The following is a 20,579-nucleotide window of genomic DNA, read 5'->3' on the forward strand; positions in this document are numbered from 1 at the left end:
TACCCTTTCGATCCTCAGATAACCGTTTCCGGAAACAGCGTGCGGAACTCCTCGACCAGGCTCTTACGGTCGATCTTGCCGTTGGGATTGCGCGGCAGATCGTCGCGGCGGACGATCACCCGCAAAGGCACCATGAAATTGGGCAGATGTTGTTTGCAGCGGGTAATCAGCTCGCTTTCGTTGAAATCGTCGCACAGCGGCTTGATCACCGCGACCACCGCTTGGCCAAGCATCGGGTGTGGAATGCCCAACGCCGCCGCTTCGACGACCTGACCACTGCCGTAGAGCACTTCCTCGACTTCGGTGGGACTGACCCGATAGCCGGAGGTCTTGATCATGTCGTCCTTGCGGCCGATGAAATACAGGAAACCCTCCTCGTCGGCACGTACCGTATCGCCGGACCAGACCGCCGGTTCGGTCAAGGGCAGGCCAGGGTTCTGGCCGGGTGCCGGGCGGAAGCGTTCGACAGTCTTGATCGGATCGTTCCAGTAACCCAACGCCACCAGCGCGCCGCGATGCACCAGTTCGCCCGGTTCGCCGGGCGCGCAGGGCGAGCCATCCTCGCGCACCACCAGCACTTCGGCATTGGGGATGGCCTTGCCAATCGAGTCCGGCCGGCGCTCGATTTCCGCCGGGGGCAGATAGGTGGAACGGAAGGCTTCGGTCAGGCCGTACATCAGGAAAGGCGTGGTTTTCGGCAAGGCCCGGCGCAGGGCCGCCAAGGTGGCACGCGGCATGGCGCCGCCGGAGTTGGTGAAATAGCGCAAGCTGTTTACCGCCGCCGCCGGCCATTCCAGCAGCGCCAGTTGCACCCACATCGGCGGTACCGCGGCCAAGCCGGTGATCTGCTCGCGGGCAACCGTGTTGATCACGTCGCGTGGTAGTAGATAATCCATCAGTACGATGCTTGCCCCCGTGGCGAAGGCAGTGGTCGTCTGGCTGAGGCCATAATCGAAACTGAACGGTAACAACGCCAGAATACGGTCGTCGGCGCGGTTGCCCAGGTATTCGGCGACGCTGAAGGCGCCGGTCAGCATGTTGCGATGCGAAAGCACCACGCCCTTGGGTTTGCCGGTGCTGCCCGAAGTGTACAGAATGGCGGCCATGTCGATGTCGATGACCCGAGCCACCGGCCGGCGGGTATCGGCGTCCAGCAAGTCGGACCAGTCGATGATCTGGATGTGATGCAAACGACGGCTGGCGGACGAGGTGCCATCGAGCAGCACCAAGCTGTGCAAGTCCGGGCAATCGGCCAGAGTCGGTTCCAGCAAATCCGCCCGGTCGCGCGTGGTGACCAGGATTCGAACGTTACAGTCGCGCAGGATATAGGCCACCTGTTCGGCTTTCAGTAACGGATTGATCGGCACGAACGCGCCACCGGCCATTACGGTACCGAACAGAGTGGCGACGGTTTCCAGTCGTTTCGGTAGGTAGACGGCGACTCGTTCGGCCCGGTTCAGATCAAGCGCCAGCAGACCGTGGGCCGTTGCCTGAACCAGACTGGCGAGAGCGGCATAGTCCAGACTGGTCTTCCGATGAACGACCGCAACGGCGGCGGGCGCGCGTTCCGCCTGTTCGAAAATGAGTTCGTGCAGCAGTCTGGCCATGCGTGTAGGGGGTAAAGGAACCTGGTGAACGGATGATGAATGACATTATGAACGATAATAGCCGGCACTGTGGCGAATGGCGCGGTGGCGAACGCCAGCGGGATGATTTTCCGGTTGCTTGGGGGTAAGGCGCATGAGATCCCGACAGGCCGAATCGACCCTGGTGCTATACATGACGAGCGGTTGTCACCTGTGCGAACAAGCCGAGGCGTTGGTCCGGCAACAAACCGCCTGGGTCAGCGCGATCGAGATTGTCGACGATGTGGAGTTGCTGGAGCGATATGGTGTCCGCATTCCGGTCCTGCGGCGCTTGGATACCGGCAACGAGCTGGATTGGCCTTTCGATGTCGCTGGAGTCCAGCGCCTGCTGAGTGGCTACCGGCCTGATTGACCGGATTTTGCAATTTATTGGGAACTGCGTGGCCCACGCTTTCCACGGTGATGAAAGCATTCGAGTGTAGGGTATGTTTCGACAGCGACCCGAGAGGATATCCACGATGATGAGTAACGCATTATGAGTAGTAACGCGGCAGCGATGCGCCGGGTGGCGGTTCTGGGCGCCGGCGTGATGGGGGCACAGATCGCCGCTCATCTGGCCAACGCCGACGTGCCGGTGGTGTTGTTCGATCTGCCGGCCAAGGACGGCGATCCCAACAGGATCGTGACCGAGGCCATCGCCAACCTGGTCAAGCTGAATCCGGCGCCGTTTGCGGTCAAGGAGCGGGCCGAATCGATCCAGCCCGCCAACTACGACCAGCATCTGAAGGAACTGCGGAGTTGCGATCTGCTGATCGAAGCCATTGCCGAGCGCGCGGATTGGAAGGCCGATCTGTACCGGCGGATCGCGCCTTATCTCAACGAGCGGGCGATTCTAGCCACCAATACCTCCGGCTTGCCGCTGAGCTTGTTGGCTGAGTCGGTGCCGGAGACCGTGCGCGAGCGTTTCTGTGGCATCCATTTCTTCAATCCGCCGCGCTACATGGCGCTGGTGGAACTGATTCCCTGCCAGACCACCGATCCGGCCATTCTCGATCTGCTGGAAACCTTTCTGGTCAGCGTTTTGGGCAAGGGCGTGGTTCGCGCCAAGGACACACCGAACTTCGTCGCCAATCGCATCGGCGTGTTTTCCATGGTGGCGGCCATGCACCATACCCAGGCGTTGGGCTTGAGCCTGGATTTGGTGGATGCGCTGACCGGTCCGGCCATCGGTCGACCCAGGAGCGCCACCTACCGCACCGCCGACCTCGTTGGTTTGGACACCATGGATCATGTGATCCGAGGTTCGGCGCTGGCCTTGCGACAAGATCCGTGGCGGCATTATTTCACCGTTCCCGACTGGCTGAACGCGCTGCTCGAAAAAGGCGCGCTGGGCCAGAAAACCAGGGCGGGCATCTATGCCGACAAAGGCAAACAGGTATTGGACCCGGCCACCGGCGACTATCGGGACGTCGGCGCCCAAGCGGACGAGGTGGTGCGGGCGCTGCTGAAGATCAAGAGTCCCACCGAAAAATTCGCCGCGCTGCGTGCCAGCGAGCATCCGCAGGCGCAATTCCTGTGGGCCATCCACCGTGACGTGTTTCATTACGCGGCGGTGTTGCTAGCGGAAATCGCCGATACCGCTCGCGACGTGGATTTTGCCATCCGCTGGGGTTTCGGTTGGAGCATGGGGCCGTTCGAGATCTGGCAGGCGGCCGGTTGGCGGCAGATGGTGGCTTGGATCGAGGAGGACATCGCCGCCGGCAAGGCCATGACCGCGACGCCGCTGCCGGCCTGGGTCAAGCAGGTGGACGGCGTGCATCGGCCCGAGGGCTCCTACTCGGCGGCGGAGGACGCCTACAAGCCGCGTTCGACCCTGCCGGTTTACCGGCGCCAGCTTTATCCCGAGCAAGTGCTGGGCGAAGCGCCGCCTCGTTACGGCGAGGCTGCGTTCGAGAACGCGGGCGTGCGGTTGTGGAGCAGCGGCGACGGCATCGGCGTGCTGAGCTTCAAGAGCAAGCTGCACATGATCGGCGACGAGGTGCTGGAGGGAGTGCTGGAGGCTTTGCGGATCGCCGAGCAGCGTTTCGACGGTCTGGTGCTGTGGCAGACCGAAGCGCCGTTCAGTGTCGGGGCCGATTTGGCGCAAGCACTGCCGGCGCTGCAAGCCGGCGATATCGTGGCGTTCGAAAACGCCGTCGCCAAGTTTCAACGCACCACCGCCGCGCTGCGCCATGCGGCGTTGCCGGTGGTGGCGGCCACGCAAGGACTGGCGTTGGGGGGTGGTTGCGAGTTTCTGATGCACTGCGACCGGGTGGTGGCGGCGCTGGAAAGCCATATCGGGCTGGTCGAGGTCGGGGTCGGGCTGATCCCGGCCGGCGGCGGCTGCAAGGAGTTCGCGCTGCGGGCCATGCGCGAAGCCAAGGGCGGCGATCTGCTGCCGTTCCTGCGCCCGTATTTCGAGGCCATGGCCATGGCCAAGGTTTCGCGCAGCGCCGAGGAGGCCAAGCAACTGGGTTACTTGAGAACCGCCGACGTGATCGTGTTCAATCCCCGCGAACTATTGTACGTCGCCAAGACGCAGGCGCGGGCGCTGGCCGAGGCCGGTTATCGGCCGCCGCAGCCGCGTAAGATCCGGGTGGCGGGCCGCGCCGGCATCGCCGCCTGTCAGATGATGCTGGTCAACATGCGCGACGGCGGGTTTATCTCGCCCCACGATTACCGCTTGGGCCTGAGCATCGCCCACGCCCTGTGCGGCGGCGACGTCGATGCCAATGCGCTGGTGGACGAAGACTGGTTGCTTGGGTTGGAACGCAGGCGCTTCGTCGAGCTGGCCCAGACCCCGCTGACCCAGGCCCGGATCGAGCACATGCTCAAGACCGGCAAGCCGCTGCGCAACTGATCGACCGGAGAAGCCATTGATGAGCAAGCAAATCCAGGATGCTTACATCGTCGCCGCCGCGCGGACGCCGGTCGGCAAGGCGCGCGGCGCGTTTCGCAACACCCGCCCGGACGATTTGTTGGCCCATGTGCTGCGTGGGGTGATGGATCGCTGTCCGGGCTTGGACCCGAAGCGAATTAGCGACGTGATCGTCGGTTGCGCCATGCCGGAAGGCGAGCAGGGCATGAACGTGGCCCGCATCGGTCTGCTGTTGGCCGGATTGCCCGACAGCGTGCCGGGCATGACCCTCAACCGTTTCTGCGCGTCTGGAGTGGAGGCGGTGGCGCGGGCCGCTGACCGTATTCGGCTGGGCGAGGCTGACGCGATGTTGGCCGCTGGTACGGAAACCATGACCATGATCCCGATGGGCGGCAACAAACTCGCCCTCAATCCCGAGATATTCGCCCGCGATGAAAATCTTGGTATCGCCTACGGCATGGGTTTGACCGCCGAAAAGGTGGCGGAGCAGTGGAACATTTCGCGCGAGGATCAGGATGCCTTTGCGGTGGAGAGCCATCGACGCGCGACCGCCGCCATCGCCAAGGGCGAGTTCCGACAAGAAATTCTGCCCTACACGGTGATGGAGCGACTGCCGGACCAGCGGACCATGCAGGTGCGAATCCGCGAGCGAGTGGTGGAGAACGACGAAGGTCCACGTTCCGACAGCAGCTTGCTAGCCCTGGCCAAGCTCAAGCCCGCGTTTGCGGCCAAAGGCAGCGTCACCGCCGGCAACAGTTCGCAGATGAGCGACGGCGCCGGGGCGGTGCTGCTGATGAGCGAGCGCCTGGTCAGGCAGTTGAACCTGACGCCGCTGGCGCGTTTCGTCAGCTACGCCGTGGCCGGCGTGCCGGCGCGGATCATGGGCATCGGTCCCATTGCCGCCATTCCGAAGGCGCTCGATCTGGCTGGGTTGCGCAAGGACGATATCGATTGGTTCGAGCTGAACGAAGCGTTCGCCGCGCAGAGTCTGGCGGTGATGCGCGAGCTGGAACTGGACCCGTGCAAGGTCAATCCCTTGGGTGGGGCGATTGCGCTGGGCCATCCACTGGGCGCGACCGGGGCGATCCGTACCGCCACGCTGGTCCATGGTCTGCGCCGACGCGGCGGCAAGTACGGCATGGTGACCATGTGCATCGGCACCGGCATGGGTGCGGCGGGGGTGTTCGAGGTGCTGTAAGCGATTTTTCCCAGCGCCCAGTGATCGAGCCCGCCGAGATAAGCCCCGGCGGGCTTTTTTTTTATTGGGGCTCGGTCTGGACGAGGGTTGCCGGGCGGCGGCATTTCGTTATGCTGCCGACTTGAGTTAAAGCAAATAGAAGGAGATTGCGCATGACTATGACTGCGATACGTGCGGACGCCGGCCAGGGCTGGGGCTGGATCGTCGAAGGCTGGGGGCTGTTCGTCAAAGCGCCTGGAGTCTGGATCGTGATGTTGCTGATTTATCTGGCCATCAGCGTGGTGTTGTCGCTGGTCCCGTTCGTGGGGATGATCGCCCAGGCGTTGCTGAGTCCGGTGCTGGTCGGCGGGATGTTGTATGGGGCGGCGCTACAGGCACGGGGGCGAGACTTTGGAAATCGGCCATTTGTTCCAGGGCTTTCGGGACCAGGAGCGGATGGGGCCGTTGGTGATGCTGGGCTTGATCAGCGTGGCCGGTTACGTGCTGATCACGCTGGTATTGGTGATGTTCGTGGGGGGCGGCATGATGATGGGGGCGATGATGGACGGCGCCAACACGGGCATGCCGCGCGAGGCGATGGGCGGACTGTTCGTTGGCGCCGGCCTCGTGGCCTTGTTGATCGTAATGACCATCGGTCTGGCGATCGCCATGGCCCTGTTCTACGGCGTTCCCCTGGTCATGCTGGCGGGGCAGAATGCCTGGCCCGCCGCGCAAGCCAGCGTCGCGGCCTGCTGGATCAACATGTTGCCCTTGCTGGTGTTCGGCTTGGTCTATATGGTGCTGGCGGTGGTGGCGATGATTCCGCTCGGACTTGGGTTCCTGATCCTGCTGCCGGTGACGATCTGCGCCGTGTACGCCAGCTATCGGGAGGTCTTCGAGGAAACGCCGCAGCCGCCGGGTATCCGGCTGGCCAAGTAGCGGGTAGGCGAGGGGGGCTGTGATTTCCCCCCTGCATGGAGAGGTGGGTTGAGCTAGTTCAGGTCCAACGCGTATGGCTTGAGATCCTTCAGCGAGACCACCTCCAGCGCCGCTTCGTGCGTCGCCGTCAACAGCACGCGTGGCGCCATGCCGGCGTCCAGCGCTTCCTTCCAACGGGCGGCGCACAGGCACCAGCGGTCGCCGGGACGCAAGCCGGGGAAGGCGAACGCCGGCACGGGGGTGCTCAGGTCGTTGCCGCGCGATTTGCTGAACGCCAGGAACTCGGCGCTGACTTGGACGCAGATCGCGTGAAGGCCAGGGTCCAGGGGGCCGGTTTCGCATTTGCCGGTACGGGTGAAGCCGGTCATGGGTGAAGTGCAGCAGGTTTCCAGCATGCCGCCGAGTGCGTTTTTTTGCGGTTGTCATGACGCTTTCCAGGATGAAGGGGTAGGGGAAGGAGTCGTTGTGGCTTGAGTTGGCGCGCAACGTGTAGCCCGACGTGCCCAAGAGAAATCCTTTTGTGCATTGTAGAGCCGAATCGACCGGTTACGACGGTTCGCGATCGATGCTTGTTCACCGAATCGTCCGCGAGCATGAGTCTCTCTCCAGGCTAGCGGCGGCTGGATTCTCGCGGTCGAGACGCACTATCCTTAAATAGTGACAGCAAGGTTCCGCTGGTTACGATCCCTCATCCATCAAGAGACAATAGGCGATGTCCGATCTCGAATTTCACCTCCAAGGCGAGCAAGCCGCCACGACCGCCGCCGCGCTGGAAACCTTCTTTGCGGAAACCTTCGGCGCGGAGATTCGACGCGAAAACCCACCGCCGCCCGCCGTTGGCGAAGCCGAGAAAGCCGTCGATTCCATCGCGGTCGCGGCGCTGGTTCTGAGCATCCCCGGCGCGTTGCTAGCGGCCATGGATTTGGCCGAACGGCTAAAGCTCAAGCAGAAAGTCGATCGCCTGATTACGCTGGCCCGCCGCGAGTGGCGGGAGCACGGCACGCGCATTTGGCTCCGGCGGCGAAATGCGACACCGCTGGCGCTGGACGAGATCGAACCCGCCGCAGTTCTGGACGCCGCTGAACAAGCCCGAGAGCCATAACCCGCCACCGGCCAAGGAGTTGGACAAGGCCATGACCACCCTTTTCCGCATTGAACCGGATCGGTTGTGTTTGCGTTGCGAGCAGGCCGGTCTGGATGAATTCCGCCCGCTGACCCCCGCCGACGAGTCCCGGTTTCGCGGCTGGTTGCAGGGTTATCACGATTCGTTGCGGGGGTACGGGGACGAGCCGGCGCGCTTGCGCCTGGGTCGGGAACTGTATGCCTGGCTGGATGGCGATGCCGGTTGGTTGGCCCGTTCGCGGGCCACGGCGCTGGTGCCCTGGATCGTCGATTTTCGCGGGCCGCGCGATCCCGATGGTTTGACCCGGCTGTTTCTTCAGTTGCCCTGGGAATTGCTGGCCGACGACCGGGGTCATCTGGCGGCAGACTTGGCGTTGCGCTATGCGCCGGTGCGTCGCTTGGGCGAACCGGCTCAGCCGGAGGCGCCTTCGCCCTGTCGATTGTCGCTAGTGTTCATGGCCGCCGCGCCGCGCGACCAGCGCCGCCTGAATTACGAGGCCGAGGAAACCGCTATTCTGAACGCCACGGCGAAGACCGGTCTGGATTTGACCGTGGAGGAAAGCGGCGCGCTGGAGTGGTTGGCGGCGCGCGTGGCGGAGGAAGCGCCAGTGGATGTCCTGCATCTGTCCTGTCATGGCAAGGGCGGCGCCAAACCGGCCTTGTGTCTGGAGACCGATGAAGGCGCCACCGACTTGGCCAGTGTCGAGCATCTGATCGGGGAACTGTCCACTCATCGGCCCCGGTTGTTGTTCTTGTCGGCTTGTCACACCGCCGAAGGCGCGGAAACCGGGGATGGGACCGGGATCGTGGATTCGCTGGCCCTGGCGTTGTTGCGGGCGGGCATGCCGGCGGTGATGGGTTGGGACGGGCAGGTGTCGGACGCGGAAGCGATGGAGTTCGCCGCGCATCTCTACCAGCAATTGTCGCGCAAGGCCGATTTGCAAGCGGCGCTCGCCGAAGCCCGTTTCGCCTTGCTGAACCGGCCCGGAGCCGATCCGCTGGCGCGGTCGCGGGACTGGCATCTGGCGCGATTGTTCCTGGGGCCGACCGGGGGTGGGCCGCTGGTAAAAGGCGATCGCGCCCGGCATCGCAAGGGCATCGAAGGCGGACACAAGGAGTTTCTGGACGCCAAGGGGCAACAGGTGCCGGTCGCCGGGCGTTTCGAGTTCGTGGGACGCCGCCGACCGCTGCAAGATGCGCTGCGCGAATTACGGCAGCGCAACCATGCGGGAGTGCTGATTCACGGCATGGGCCGGCAGGGCAAATCCAGTCTGGCGGCGCGGGTGGCCGACCGGCTGCATCACCACGAGCCGGTGGTGGTGTTCGGGCGTTACGACGCGCCGGCGATTTTGGAAGCGTTTCGGCGCTCCATCGGTGGCCGGGAGGTGCGGGACATCATCGATGCCTATCGGGATCGGGTGCGCCAGCATCCAGATGAATTGGCGGATGGCCTGCGGGAATTGCTGGAAGGCCCTTGCCGGGAGCTGGTGAGGGATGGCCATGGGCGAGTCGTGAGCCAACCGGTGTTGCTGGTGCTGGACGATCTGGAACGCATCCTGTGCGATCCCGGCTCCACGGGGTTGCACCGAGTGCAGCCGGAGTTAGTGCCCGTGTTGCGGGCGGTGGTGGAGGCGTTCGCCAAAGCGGACGGTGATTCCCGTTTGCTGATCACCAGTCGATTCCAGTTTGCCCTGCCTCAAGACGATCGCGATCTGGCCGATTCGCTGTTTGCCTTGCATTTGCCGCCGATGGGAGCGGTGGAAAGCCGTCAACAAGCGGCTCGGAAAACCCGCCCCGCCAGTCAGGCCAAGACCGCCGCGCCGGACGAAGCCCGCACCCAACGTTGCATCAAGTTGGCGCAAGGCAATCCGGGTTTACAGGACCGCTTGTTTTCCTTGTCCTTGGAAGATCCCGCCGCCTGTGATCAAGCCTTGACGGCGATGGAGCATTATCTCGCTGGCCAGCTTCCCGATCAGGAAACGGTGCGGACGTTTCTGGAGAATCTGGCCATCGATCACTCGCTGGCGTTGCTCAAGTCGGGCGAGCGCGAGTTGTTGCGGGTCATGACCTTGTTCGAGTTGCCGGTGCCGCTGGCGGTGTTGGAAGCGCTGGCCGAGGCGTTGGCGCTGGATGCGGGCGAACCGTGCGGCGTTCGGTTGTTTGGTTTGGGTTTATGGGATGTTTATCCCGATGTGGTGCGGTATGCGGAACCGGCCGCTGCCATCAATGCCTTGGTACGGCCTGTGGCGGGGACGCTGACCGACAGCGAAATCCAGGCGTTGGCCGGCGTGGCGCTGCCCGAGTTGTTGGCCTGTTGGGGCGGCGCTGACAGCGGCCGTCGTCCTTATCCGGCGAATCACGAACTGGCGCGGTTGGCGGTGCTGACCGATCAAGCCCTTGGACTGGACGTGACGGCGGAACCCGCCATCCGCTGGCTGGGCGATCAGTTTCGCTATCGTGACGCCGCCCAACTGGCCCGGCAGGTGATGGCATGTCTGGATCGCCATCAGGTGGAGATTCCGCTCGCGTTATTGCGAGTGGCCGGCGAAGCCTACGTTCAAGTGGGCGATACGCCGGCGGCGCGCGGCGCTTACCAGCGAGCGCTCGCTCGGCTGGATGCTTTGTTGGCTCAAGGCCAAACACCCGATACCGAAGACCATGCCTACCTGCTGGCTGTTCATGGCCGGCTATTGAACCAGGATGGTGACCCGGATCGGGCGCTGGATTTTCTGGAACAAGCCAAGCAACTCTTGAGCACCAACCCGCGTTTTCAGCGCGAGCACAGCATCGTGCTGGGCGACATCGCGCGGATCAAGGTTTCCAAGGGCGAGGTGGACGAGGCGCTGAAGCTGCATCAAGAAATCGCTGACGGTGTTCCAAGCCTTGGGCGACCAGCGCGAGCGGGCGGTGACGCTGGGCGACATCGCGCGGATCAAGGTTGACAAGGGCGAGGTGGACGAGGCGCTGAAGCTGCATCAAGAGGAGCTAACGGTTTACCAAGCCTTGGGTGATGTGGTTGGTAATGCGCATGTTTTATGGTCCATTGCCCAGATCGAGATGCAAAAAGAAGACTACCCGAATGCTTTCCCACACTTGCAGGAGTCCTACGCCATCCTGCTCAAGCTGGGTCGGTTGGACGGCATCATATACGTGGGTTTGGACTTGGGGCAGCTTCTCTGCGCCGGTGGCGCAAAAGAAGAAGGCATGGCGATCTTGAGCCGCTCGCGGGATGGATTTCGGAAACTGGGCCAGGAAGCGCAAGCCCGGCAGGTGCAGGCATTGCTGGACTCGCTTTCCTCCTAATTCCAGTGTGGGAGTTAACCCTGATCCCGACTCAAACTGGTCCGATCCAATTTGACTGGGATTGTGCGGGAACGAGTCGCGACGAGTGACTTGGGAAGGCCGAGGCGGCGGCAGCCCGAGCGAGTCAGGCTGCGCCAAGTCGATGATGAATTGAAAGGTCGGTGGAAAACGGACGGGATGGGAAAGAGGAGACCATGAGAGTGTCAGCCTCTTCAGCCAACCCCTGAGAGCAGCGACTTGATCAAACGTTCTCGCAACAGTTGCGCCGCCTCGAAAATTTCCTGGGCGGTTTCCACGTACAGCGGCCCGGCTTCGCGATAGATGCTACCTTGGTTGCCCACCAGGCGAACCGCTACCCGGGTTTTTTGCACCATTTTGGTTTGCTGCTGGTCCCAAATCAGCGCCTTGTCGGCGGTAATGGCTAACGACATGGTCGTATCCTCTCGGTTTGCGTGATCGGAACCGGCTCGACACTCCAGCGTTCGAGCCGGTCGACGCACAGGCGTCAAACAGAGAGAAGCACTATTCATACCAATAAATAAAGGAGCCGAGCCCACAATGGCTGGCGGGTCCGGCCGGCTTCAGAACTTGAACTCGTCGATCAGCAACTGCATCTGCAACAGCGTCTGCGTGTTGATGTTCTGGATGCGGAAGCCGGTGTCGTAGAAATCGGGATTGATGTCTCGACCGCTCCACAGGCTTTCCGCCTCCAGCGGGATGCGTTGTCGCGAATTGCCTTCCCTGGGAACATCCACCCATAACCGGAAAACTTGGTTGACCGGGATGGGACGATCGCTGACCAGTCGCATGCCTCCCTTGTTGATATCGACGATGTGGCCCAACAGCACTTGATCGTCCTGATTGTAGACACGCAAATACATCACCAGATACCAGCGTTTGAGCTGGCGTTTTTCGGCTCCGGGCGGATCGGGAGGACTCATGACAACCTCTTGGCCTGTTTGCGTTGCCGTTGCGCCACTTGCGGTAAGCGTCCGCGGAGCGCGCAGGCCGTTGGAGGAAAAGACCGTGCCTGGTCGAGCGTGACGTTCATCGTCGGGCGTTTCAGGCCGGTACGGCTGGATTCAAGCTGTAAGTGACCGTCAAACTGGCTTGATCCAACACATGTCCGGCGATCGCGTCGAGCACGTCGGGGCCGGTGAATTCGCCCTCCACCGGACAGCGTTCCACATCGAGCGCGTATAACGTGAAAATGTAATGGTGCACGATGCTGTCGTTCCAGGGCGGGCATGGGCCGTCGTAACCGAAGTAGCGGCCCGCCATCGCCGGGTCGCTGGCAAACCATTCCCGATAGTTGTTGATGCCCTGGCGGGTGCCGCGCGGGCCGTCCGGCCCCGGCTTGCCGCCGGGCGCGATGCCTTCGGAGAATTCGCCGGCCAGAATCTGCGCGGGTTCGGGGAGCAGGTCCACCAGTATCCAGTGATGGAAATCGGTGCGCGGCAAACTGGCCGGAACCTCCCGCCCTTCCTGATTGACGTCGTCCGCCTGGGTCGGTACGTCCGGGTCGTGGCAGATCAGCACCAGCGAGCGGGTTTCCGGCGGCAGGTCGCTCCACTGGAGCGGTGGGTTGGTGTTGGACCCAAGCACGACGTGCTGTTGGGGGTCGGCAACGCCGAAGGCGAATTCGGCGGGGATCGGTTGCTGATCGCGCAAGACGGGGCTAGTCAGTTTCATGAATTTTTTCCTTCAATCAGAGCGTGGCCGGGAATGGTATCGATGCGTCGGCGCGAGAGGCGCGACCGATGTATCGGGAGCCGGAATTGCTCTGGCAATCGACCGATCAAGGTAGCGGTATTCGCTTGACCGATCTTCGCCGTTCTTAAAGAATTGCCGTGGCTCGCGAACTATCCGGGCAACGGGTTTACTTTTTATCAACCTATGATAACGCATACAACATAGCACGTTAATTCGCGATGCCGGCAAATGGAATTTACCGTCGCCGCCGCGAAGTCGCCACGGAAGCCATGGTGGCGGCGACGGTCCGGACGGATGCTGGACTGGCGAACCGATCCGGCATTTTGAACGTGGTTTCCGCACCAGAGGATGGAGGTCGATTGGACCCATGAGCGATCGAAACGCGCGTGGTGGACTCACGGGGAACGCGTTCCCGGACGGCGATGGCGTTGGACCCGAAACCGAGGAACGGCTGGAAGGCAGCCCGCCGGCGGCGACGGCATCTCCGAAGCTGCCCGGCGATGCTCGATCAGTCGGTTATTCGCGGCGGGCACCGTTCAGGACGACGCTGCACATGGTGGGGTTGTTGCTGGTCCTGTTCAGCACCACCATGCTGCCACCAATCGCGGTGGCATGGTGGTACGACGATCGCCATGTCGTGATGCCGTTCGCGGAAACCCTGGCCGCGACCTTGGGACTGGGCTTGCTGTGCTGGTTGCCGGTATGCCGGTTCAAGGTCGATCTGCGCAACCGCGACGGCTTCGTGGTGGTGGTGGCGTTCTGGGTGTTGCTGTCGCTGCTGGGCACCTTGCCGTTCATGCTGGCGGAACAACCGGATATTTCTTTCCTGGATGCCTGGTTCGAGACCACCTCCGGGCTGACCACCACCGGCGCCACCATCCTGTCCGACCTCGACGCCTTGCCCAAGGCCATCTTGTACTACCGGGCGCAAATGCACTTTTTCGGCGGCATGGGCATCGTGGTGTTGGCGGTGGCCTTGCTGCCGATGCTGGGAATCGGCGGGATGCAGCTTTACAAAGCCGAGACGCCGGGGCCGATGAAGGATGAGAAACTGACCCCGCGCATCACCGAGACCGCCAAGAACCTCTGGTTCATTTATGTCAGCCTGAACGTGGTTTGCGCGCTGGCGTTCTGGGCGGCGGGGATGAGCCCGTTCGATGCGATTTGTCATGCCTTCACCACCATCGCGCTGGGCGGTTTTTCCACCCACGACGCGAGCATCGGCTATTACCAGAATCCGCTCATCGAACTGATCGCGGGGACCTTCGCACTGATCGCGGCGGTCAATTTCGCCCTGTACTTTCTGGCGTGGCGCCGGGGCAGTGTCAGGATGGTTTTTCGGGACGCCGAATTCCGCTTTTTCTTGACGGTGGTCGGCGGGATCGTCGCGATCGCTTGCGCCTATCTTTACCTCGACGGCAAATTTCCATTTTGGGAAGCGCTGCAGCACGGCTATTTCCAGAGCGTGATGATCGTCACCGGCAACGGTTTGACTACCGCCGGTTACTCGGCCGACTGGCCGGTTTTCGTGCCGCTGCTGTTGCTGCTGGGCAGCTTTTTCGGCGGCTGCGTCGGTTCGACCTGCGGCGGCATCAAGGCGATCCGCTTTCTGCTGCTGTACAAGCAAAGCCTGCGCGAGGCCCGATTGCTGATCCGGCCCACCGCGCAAATCGCGGTCAAGGTGGGTGGCCATCCCGTTTCCGATCGAGTGATGCAGGCGGTGTGGGGGTTTTACTATCTCTACATCTTCTGTTATTGCGCACTGTCGCTGGCGCTGACCGCGACCGGCGTGGATCTGGTGACGGCATTCGGATCGGCGGCGGCCGGCTTGAACAACATGGGCGTGGGTCTGGGCGATACCGCCTCCAACTTCAGCCCGTTGAACGACACCGCCACCTTCCTGCTGGCGCTGTCGATGGTGGTCGGCCGGCTGGAGATCTTTCCACTGTTGCTGTTATTCCTGCCAGACTTCTGGAAGTGAGCGAGTATGGAAAAGGCGGAGTACGTCGGCGAGCTGTCGTTGGCGATGACTGAAAAGGCGCGTTGGGCCGGCCAGCGGCGAGCGCCGCTCAGAACGGCGTTGTACATGGTCGGGCTGTTGACGATCCTGTTCAGCGCGACTCTGCTACCGCCGATGGGGGTGGCGTGGTGGTACGACGGCATGACAGTGGTGATGCCGTTTGCAAAGGCGTTGGGGGCCATGCTGTCCCTGGGGCTTTTGTGCTGGCTGCCGGTGTGCCGCTTCAAGGTCGATCTGCGCAACCGCGATGGCTTCGTGGTGGTGGTGGCGTTCTGGGTGTTGCTGTCGCTGCTGGGCGCGCTACCGTTCATGCTGACGGAACATCCGCACATGCGTTTGGTGGACGCAGTGTTCGAAACCGCCTCCGGTCTGACCACCACCGGCGCCACCGTCCTGTCCGACTTGGACAAGTTGCCCAAGGCCATCGTGTATTACCGAGCGCAACTGAATTTTCTGGGCGGCATGGGCATCGTGGTGCTGGCGGTGGCCTTGCTGCCGATGCTGGGAATCGGCGGGATGCAGCTCTACAAGGCGGAGACGCCGGGGCCGATGAAGGACGAGAAGCTGACCCCGCGCATCACCGAAACCGCCAAGAACCTCTGGTTCATCTACGTGGGACTGAACGTGGTCTGCACGCTGGCGTTCTGGGCGGCGGGAATGAGTTTTTTCGACGCGATCTGCCATAGTTTCGCGACCCTGGCGCTCGGCGGTTTTTCCACTCACGACGCTAGCATCGGCTACTTCAACAGCGCCCCGATCGAGCTGATCGCCGGCTTTTTCTCGCTGGTGGCGGCGGTCAACTTCGCCCTGTTCTTCCTGGCGTGGCGCTCCCGTAGCTTGACGGTGGTGTTTCGCGATGCCGAATTCCAGTTCTGCATGGTGGTCATGGCCGGGATCATCGCGCTCACCTGCGGTTATCTGTATATCTCCGGCAAACTTCCGCTGTGGGAGTCGATTTATCACGGCTTTTTCCAGACGGCTTCGATCATCACCGACAATGGTCTCGTCACCACCGGCTATCCGGGGGACTGGCCGTTCGTCGTGCCGCTGTTGCTGCTGCTGGGCAGCTTTTTCGGCGGTTGCGTCGGTTCGACCTGCGGCGGCATCAAGGCATTCCGCTTCCTGCTGCTGTTCAAGCAGAGTCTGCGCGAGGCCCGATTGCTGGTGCGACCCACCGCGCAAATCGCGGTCAAGGTCGGTAACCGACCGATGTCGGACCGAGTGATGCAAGCGGTGTGGGGGGTTTTATTTCCTGTACATTCTCAGCTACTGCTTTTTCTCCTTCGCGCTGGCGATGACCGGCGTGGATCTGGTGACGGCGTTCGGCTCGGTGGCGGGTTGCCTGAACAACATGGGGGTGGGATTGGGCGAGACGGCGGTCGGTTTTGGCCCGCTGAACGATGCCGCCACCTGGTTGCTGTCGGCGTCGATGGTGGTCGGGCGGCTGGAAGTCTTCCCGCTGTTGTTGCTGTTCCTGCCTGACTTCTGGAAGTGAGCATGAGCGAGCAGGCGGAGCACCCGGAGGCGGAATCAAAGTCGACCTTGGAAGAATCCCCCGGTTTTGCTCCGCCACGGCCCGAAACCGGTTGGAACCCGTGGCAAGCCCGTCAGCGACGGGCGCCGATCAAGACGACGCTGTACATGGTCGGGGTGCTGATGGTCCTGTTCAGCGCCACCCTGCTGCCGCCGATCGCGGTGGCTTGGTGGTACGACGGCATGTCGGTGGTGATGCCGTTTGCGGAAACCCTGGCCGCCACCCTGGGGCTGGGCTTGCTGTGCTGGCTGCCGGTATGTCGGTTCAAGGTCGATCTGCGCAACCGTGACGGCTTCGTGGTGGTGGTGGCGTTTTGGGTGCTGTTGTCGCTGCTGGGCGCGATACCGTTCGTGCTGGCCGAACATCCGCACATGCGCTTGGTGGACGCGGTGTTCGAGACCGCTTCCGGTCTGACCACCACCGGCGCCACCATCCTGTCCGACCTCGACGCCCTGCCCAAGGCGATCCTGTATTACCGGGCGCAATTGAATCTGTTGGGTGGCATGGGAGTGGTGGTGCTGGCGGTGGCGCTGTTGCCGATGCTGGGCGTCGGCGGGATGCAGCTCTACAAGGCCGAGACGCCGGGGCCGATGAAGGACGAGAAGCTGACCCCGCGCATCACCGAGACCGCCAAGAACTTGTGGGTGATCTACTTCGGCTTGAACGTCGCGTGCGCGCTATCGTTCTGGGTGGCCGGCATGAGTCCGTTCGATGCGGTTTGCCACAGTTTCTCCACCCTGGCGCTGGGCGGTTTTTCCACCCACGACGCCAGCATCGGTTATTTCCATAGTTTACCGATCGAGTTGGTCTCGGGTGTTTTCACGCTGATCGCGGCGGTCAATTTCGCCCTGTACTTCATGGCGTGGCGCCGACGCAGCCTCTGGCTGGTGTTTCAGGACGCGGAGTTCCAATTCTTTCTGGTGGTGATCGGCGGGATCGTCGCGCTGACCTGCGCTTACCTGTATTTCAGCGACACCTTTCCATTGGTGGACTCGCTGGTACACGGGTTTTTCCAGAGTCTTTCGATCGTGACCAGCAATGGCCATACCTCGGCCGGTTATTCGGCGGACTGGCCGTTTTTCGTTCCCTTGCTGTTGTTGCTGGGCAGCTTTTTCGGTGGTTGCGTCGGCTCGACCTGCGGCGGCATCAAGGCGGTTCGCTTCCTGCTGCTGTACAAACAGAGCGTGCGCGAAATCCGGCTGCTGATCCGTCCCACCGCGCAGATCGCGGTCAAACTGGGTAACCGACCCATCCAGGATCGGGTGATGCAGGCGGTGTGGGGATTTTATTATCTCTACATTTTCTGCTATTGCGCGCTGTCGCTGGCCCTGGTGGCGACTGGCCTGGATCTGGTGACGGCGTTCGGTTCGGCGGCGGCGGGCTTGAACAACATGGGAGTGGGTCTGGGCGATACCGCGTCCAATTTCAGCCCGCTGAGCGATACCGCCACCGTCTTGATGACGATGGCCATGGTGGTGGGTCGGCTGGAGGTATTCCCCGTGTTATTGCTGTTCCATTCGGATTTCTGGAAAGGCTGATCATGAATCCAAAACGAGGCTACACCGGCGAGTTGCCGCCGGCCCGGTTCAACATGGCGCGCTACTGTCTGCAGGCAGCGGCGCGGACCACGCCGGACAAGGTGGCGCTGATCGTGGTTTCCGATGCCGGTGCGCCGGTCGAAGCGGCCGAGCACTGGACTTACGCGCAACTGGATGAGGCGGTGCGACGCACGGCGGCCGGACTGCGCCGTCTGGGCCTGGAGGCGGGCGCGCGGCTGATGATCCGCATGGGTAACACCAGCGATTATGCCCTATTGTTTTTCGGCGCCATCGCCGCCGGTTGCGTGCCGCTGCCGTCCTCGGCGCAACTGACCGAGGAGGAGGCCGCTTTCCTGCTGGCCGATTCCGGCGCGCGGCTGCTGGCCGTGGCGGATGAATTGACCATCCGGCCACCGCCGGGCGTGCAAGTGCTGGGCATGACCGATGTCGCCGCGCTGCGGGTCGGTCACGAGCCGCTGGACTACGCCGATACCGCCGCCGCCGATCCGGCGTTTCTGATCTACACCTCCGGCACCACCGGTCAGCCCAAGGGCGTGTTGCACGCCCAACGCTCGGCTTGGGGTCGGCGGCCGATGTACCAGGGTTGGTATGGCATCCGCCCGGACGACGTGATCCTGCATGCCGGCGCGTTCAACTGGACCTATACCCTGGGGGTGGGGTTGACCGATCCCTGGGCCAACGGCGCGACGGCGGTGCTCTACAACGGCCCCCGCGATGTCACGGTTTGGCCGACGCTGATGGAGAAGTACCGGGCGACCCTGTTTGCGGCGGTGCCGGGTCTGTACCGGCAGATCCTGAAATACAACGACCTGCGCGCGTACGATCTGTCCAGTCTGCGCCACGGCCTGACCGCCGGCGAAGCGCTGAGCACCGCTTTGCTGGAGCAGTGGCGGACGACGACCGGCAAGGCGCTGTACGAGGCGTTGGGGATGAGCGAGTGCTCGACCTACATCTCTTCGGCGCCGAGCGAGCCGGTCAAGCCCGGCAGTCCGGGCAAGGCCCAGCCGGGTCGCTGTGTGGCGGCATTGCCGGTCGAAGGCGGCGAGGAACCGCTGCCGCCGGGCGAGACCGGGCTGCTGGCGGTGCATCGCAGCGATCCGGGGCTGATGCTGGGTTACTGGAATCGCCCCGAAGAAGAGGAGTTGGTCTACCGGGGCGAGTGGTTTCTCGGCGGCGATCTGGTGCACTTCGACGCCGACGGCTACATGATCTACCACGGTCGCAACGACGACGTGATGAACGCCATGGGCTATCGGGTGTCGCCGCTGGAGGTGGAACATTGCCTGAGCCGGCATCCGGCGGTGGCGGAGGTGGCGGTCACCGAGCTGTCGGTGCGCGAGGGCGTCAGTGTGATCGCCGCCTTCGTGGTGCCGCGCGATCCCGACGAACCGGATGGGATGGACGCCGCGCCCTTGCTGACCCATGCCCATGCCCATCTGGCGGGTTACAAATGTCCGCGCGAGATCATTTTCGTCGATAGCCTGCCGCGCACCGCCAATGGTAAGGTCCGCCGCCGCGATCTGGCCCGATGGCGGCGGTGAATCAGGCTATTCTCGCGCCGGTTTCGCTACTTCATGGCATCCAGAACGGTACTCAACGATTTTTCTAGGCTCATGAAAAACCGCTGATGTACTACGACATGGCCAGCATGCGGCTGGAGGAGGAATGAAATCATGTATGCTGAACGCCTGCTGATCGAAACCGACCCAGAGGGCAAACCCTGTCATTTGCCTAAACTACCGCCGAGCGCCAAGGTCGAATTGATCGTCTTGGTGTTGGAAGAAACCCCAGCATTGCCCCGCCGCCAGCCACCGCCCAGTATTGCCGGGCAAGGCGAGATTCTCGAAGATTTGATCGCCCCAGCCGTTTCCGAAGCCGACTGGGACGCCTTGCGATGATCATTCTGGACACGCATGTCTGGTTACGATGGATCATCCAGAGCGGTCGCGGATTACCCCCTGACATCCTGGCCGCGATTCAATCCGAACCGTGTGTCGCCGTTTCCGCCATCTCCTGTTTCGAGGTTCCCTACCTGCTGAAACGGCGTCGGATCTTGCTTCCCTTGCCGGTTGAAACGTGGTTGCGGGACGCGCTGTCGCCGGCAGGCATCGAGAGCCTGCCGGTTTCCTGGGAAATTGCCCTTCGTTCCGCACAATTGCCGGAACACCATCGCGATCCCGCTGACCGCATCATCATTGCCACGGCGCTGGCATACGATGCCCGCCTGGCCAGCTTGGATGGCGCTTTTCCATGCTATGCGGAATTGGCCGGTCGGTTGATCAGCGCCTAACCCACAACATGGATGGACAATTCGAAAACTGGGCCACCGAAATCATGTGGAGTATGCTTCACTATGTGATGTTTAATATATCAATATGCAATTTTTATCATTGCATTTAAACTTCTTGTTATTGATAATTCATGCCTGTCTTGAAACCTGAATTTTCATCATGCTCACAGCGGCTCAGTTGAAAGCGGCGCGCGCGCTGTTGGGTATCGATCAGCGAACGCTTGCCGAAACCGCCGGTTTGTCCCTGCCGACCATCCAGCGGATGGAAACCAGCGAAGGCACGATTCGCGGCAATGTGGATTCCCTGGTCAAGCTCATCGCCGCGCTCGACGCCGCCGGCGTGGAACTGATCGGAGAGGGCGCCGCCAGCGAAGGCGGCGGGCGCGGAGTTCGGCTGAAGGGCTGAACCCCTCAGACAG

16 protein-coding genes and 3 pseudogenes are annotated in these 20,579 nt (G+C 62.5%); 14 read left to right on the plus strand and 5 right to left on the minus strand.

Annotation, left to right across the window (positions count from 1 at the left end; all coding sequences use genetic code 11):
- Positions 1-14 precede the first annotated feature (14 nt).
- Positions 15-1,607, minus strand: a complete 1,593-nt coding sequence (locus tag E4P82_RS13985; RefSeq protein WP_169249464.1) for an acyl-CoA ligase (AMP-forming), exosortase A system-associated — start codon at positions 1,605-1,607, stop codon at positions 15-17.
- A 133-nt stretch (positions 1,608-1,740) separates the two neighbouring features.
- Between E4P82_RS13985 and E4P82_RS13990 the strand changes: the two genes are divergently transcribed.
- The 4 genes and pseudogenes from E4P82_RS13990 to E4P82_RS14005 form a co-directional block, all read left to right on the plus strand.
- Positions 1,741-1,998: a glutaredoxin family protein gene (locus E4P82_RS13990; protein WP_169249465.1), complete on the plus strand. Its 258-nt coding sequence runs from the start codon at positions 1,741-1,743 to the stop codon at positions 1,996-1,998.
- A 123-nt stretch (positions 1,999-2,121) separates the two neighbouring features.
- Positions 2,122-4,485, plus strand: a complete 2,364-nt coding sequence (locus tag E4P82_RS13995) for a 3-hydroxyacyl-CoA dehydrogenase/enoyl-CoA hydratase family protein (RefSeq protein WP_169249466.1) — start codon at positions 2,122-2,124, stop codon at positions 4,483-4,485.
- A gap of 19 nt (positions 4,486-4,504) precedes the next feature.
- The gene (locus tag E4P82_RS14000) at positions 4,505-5,701 is read left to right on the plus strand and encodes an acetyl-CoA C-acyltransferase (RefSeq protein ID WP_169249467.1); all 1,197 of its coding nucleotides are present in this window, start codon (positions 4,505-4,507) and stop codon (positions 5,699-5,701) included.
- A 348-nt stretch (positions 5,702-6,049) separates the two neighbouring features.
- Positions 6,050-6,619 (plus strand): annotated as a pseudogene (locus tag E4P82_RS14005) (BPSS1780 family membrane protein); the annotation flags it as partial.
- Positions 6,620-6,672: 53 nt separating this feature from the next.
- Here E4P82_RS14005 and E4P82_RS14010 read toward each other — a convergent pair.
- Positions 6,673-7,032, minus strand: a pseudogene (locus E4P82_RS14010) (DUF2237 family protein); the annotation flags it as partial.
- Between the two features lie 299 nt (positions 7,033-7,331).
- Between E4P82_RS14010 and E4P82_RS14015 the strand changes: the two are divergent.
- From E4P82_RS14015 to E4P82_RS14025, 3 genes are read left to right on the plus strand one after another with little or no spacing between them, the layout of a single operon-like run.
- On the plus strand, positions 7,332-7,721 hold the full coding sequence (locus E4P82_RS14015) for a hypothetical protein (protein ID WP_169249470.1): 390 nt from the start codon (positions 7,332-7,334) through the stop codon (positions 7,719-7,721).
- Complete coding sequence (locus E4P82_RS14020) at positions 7,645-10,683, plus strand: CHAT domain-containing protein (protein ID WP_169249471.1); 3,039 nt, start codon at positions 7,645-7,647, stop codon at positions 10,681-10,683. The genes E4P82_RS14015 and E4P82_RS14020 overlap by 77 nt, the downstream gene beginning before the upstream one ends.
- Positions 10,613-11,044 (plus strand): tetratricopeptide repeat protein, encoded by a 432-nt coding sequence (locus E4P82_RS14025; protein WP_169249472.1) that lies wholly within the window; start codon positions 10,613-10,615, stop codon positions 11,042-11,044. The genes E4P82_RS14020 and E4P82_RS14025 overlap by 71 nt, the downstream gene beginning before the upstream one ends.
- A 212-nt stretch (positions 11,045-11,256) precedes the next feature.
- On the opposite strand, the gene E4P82_RS14030 is transcribed toward E4P82_RS14025, so the two are convergent.
- From E4P82_RS14030 to E4P82_RS14040, 3 genes are all read right to left on the minus strand, one after another.
- A complete protein-coding gene (locus E4P82_RS14030; RefSeq protein ID WP_169249473.1) occupies positions 11,257-11,475 on the minus strand; it encodes a hypothetical protein in 219 nt (72 codons plus the stop codon).
- A 150-nt stretch (positions 11,476-11,625) separates the two neighbouring features.
- Positions 11,626-11,985 carry a PilZ domain-containing protein gene (locus tag E4P82_RS14035; RefSeq protein WP_169249474.1) on the minus strand — a complete coding sequence of 120 codons (360 nt, stop codon included), beginning with the start codon at positions 11,983-11,985 and terminating at the stop codon, positions 11,626-11,628.
- A gap of 121 nt (positions 11,986-12,106) precedes the next feature.
- Positions 12,107-12,736, minus strand: coding sequence for a YbhB/YbcL family Raf kinase inhibitor-like protein (locus tag E4P82_RS14040; protein ID WP_169249475.1), 630 nt, complete (start codon positions 12,734-12,736; stop codon positions 12,107-12,109).
- A 574-nt stretch (positions 12,737-13,310) separates the two neighbouring features.
- Here E4P82_RS14040 and E4P82_RS14045 point away from each other — a divergent pair.
- The 7 genes and pseudogenes from E4P82_RS14045 (at position 13,311) to E4P82_RS14075 (ending at position 20,566) form a co-directional block, all read left to right on the plus strand.
- Entirely contained in the window at positions 13,311-14,738 is a 1,428-nt protein-coding gene (locus tag E4P82_RS14045; protein WP_169249503.1) for a potassium transporter TrkG, read from the plus strand.
- 105 nt (positions 14,739-14,843) lie between these two features.
- Positions 14,844-16,272: pseudogene (locus E4P82_RS14050) on the plus strand (potassium transporter TrkG).
- Positions 16,273-16,274: 2 nt separating this feature from the next.
- Positions 16,275-17,849: a potassium transporter TrkG gene (locus tag E4P82_RS14055; protein WP_312915136.1), complete on the plus strand. Its 1,575-nt coding sequence runs from the start codon at positions 16,275-16,277 to the stop codon at positions 17,847-17,849.
- 2 nt (positions 17,850-17,851) lie between these two features.
- Positions 17,852-19,411, plus strand: coding sequence for an acetate--CoA ligase (locus E4P82_RS14060; RefSeq protein WP_169249476.1), 1,560 nt, complete (start codon positions 17,852-17,854; stop codon positions 19,409-19,411).
- Positions 19,412-19,543: 132 nt separating this feature from the next.
- Complete coding sequence (locus tag E4P82_RS14065; protein ID WP_169249477.1) at positions 19,544-19,768, plus strand: hypothetical protein; 225 nt, start codon at positions 19,544-19,546, stop codon at positions 19,766-19,768.
- Positions 19,765-20,160, plus strand: a complete 396-nt coding sequence (locus E4P82_RS14070) for a type II toxin-antitoxin system VapC family toxin (protein ID WP_169249478.1) — start codon at positions 19,765-19,767, stop codon at positions 20,158-20,160. The genes E4P82_RS14065 and E4P82_RS14070 overlap by 4 nt, the downstream gene beginning before the upstream one ends.
- A gap of 160 nt (positions 20,161-20,320) precedes the next feature.
- On the plus strand, positions 20,321-20,566 hold the full coding sequence (locus E4P82_RS14075) for a helix-turn-helix domain-containing protein (protein ID WP_169249479.1): 246 nt from the start codon (positions 20,321-20,323) through the stop codon (positions 20,564-20,566).
- The last annotated feature ends 13 nt before the right edge of the window (positions 20,567-20,579 follow it).

The organism is Candidatus Competibacter phosphatis, assembly GCF_012939995.1.
Classification (GTDB): domain Bacteria; phylum Pseudomonadota; class Gammaproteobacteria; order Competibacterales; family Competibacteraceae; genus Competibacter; species Competibacter phosphatis.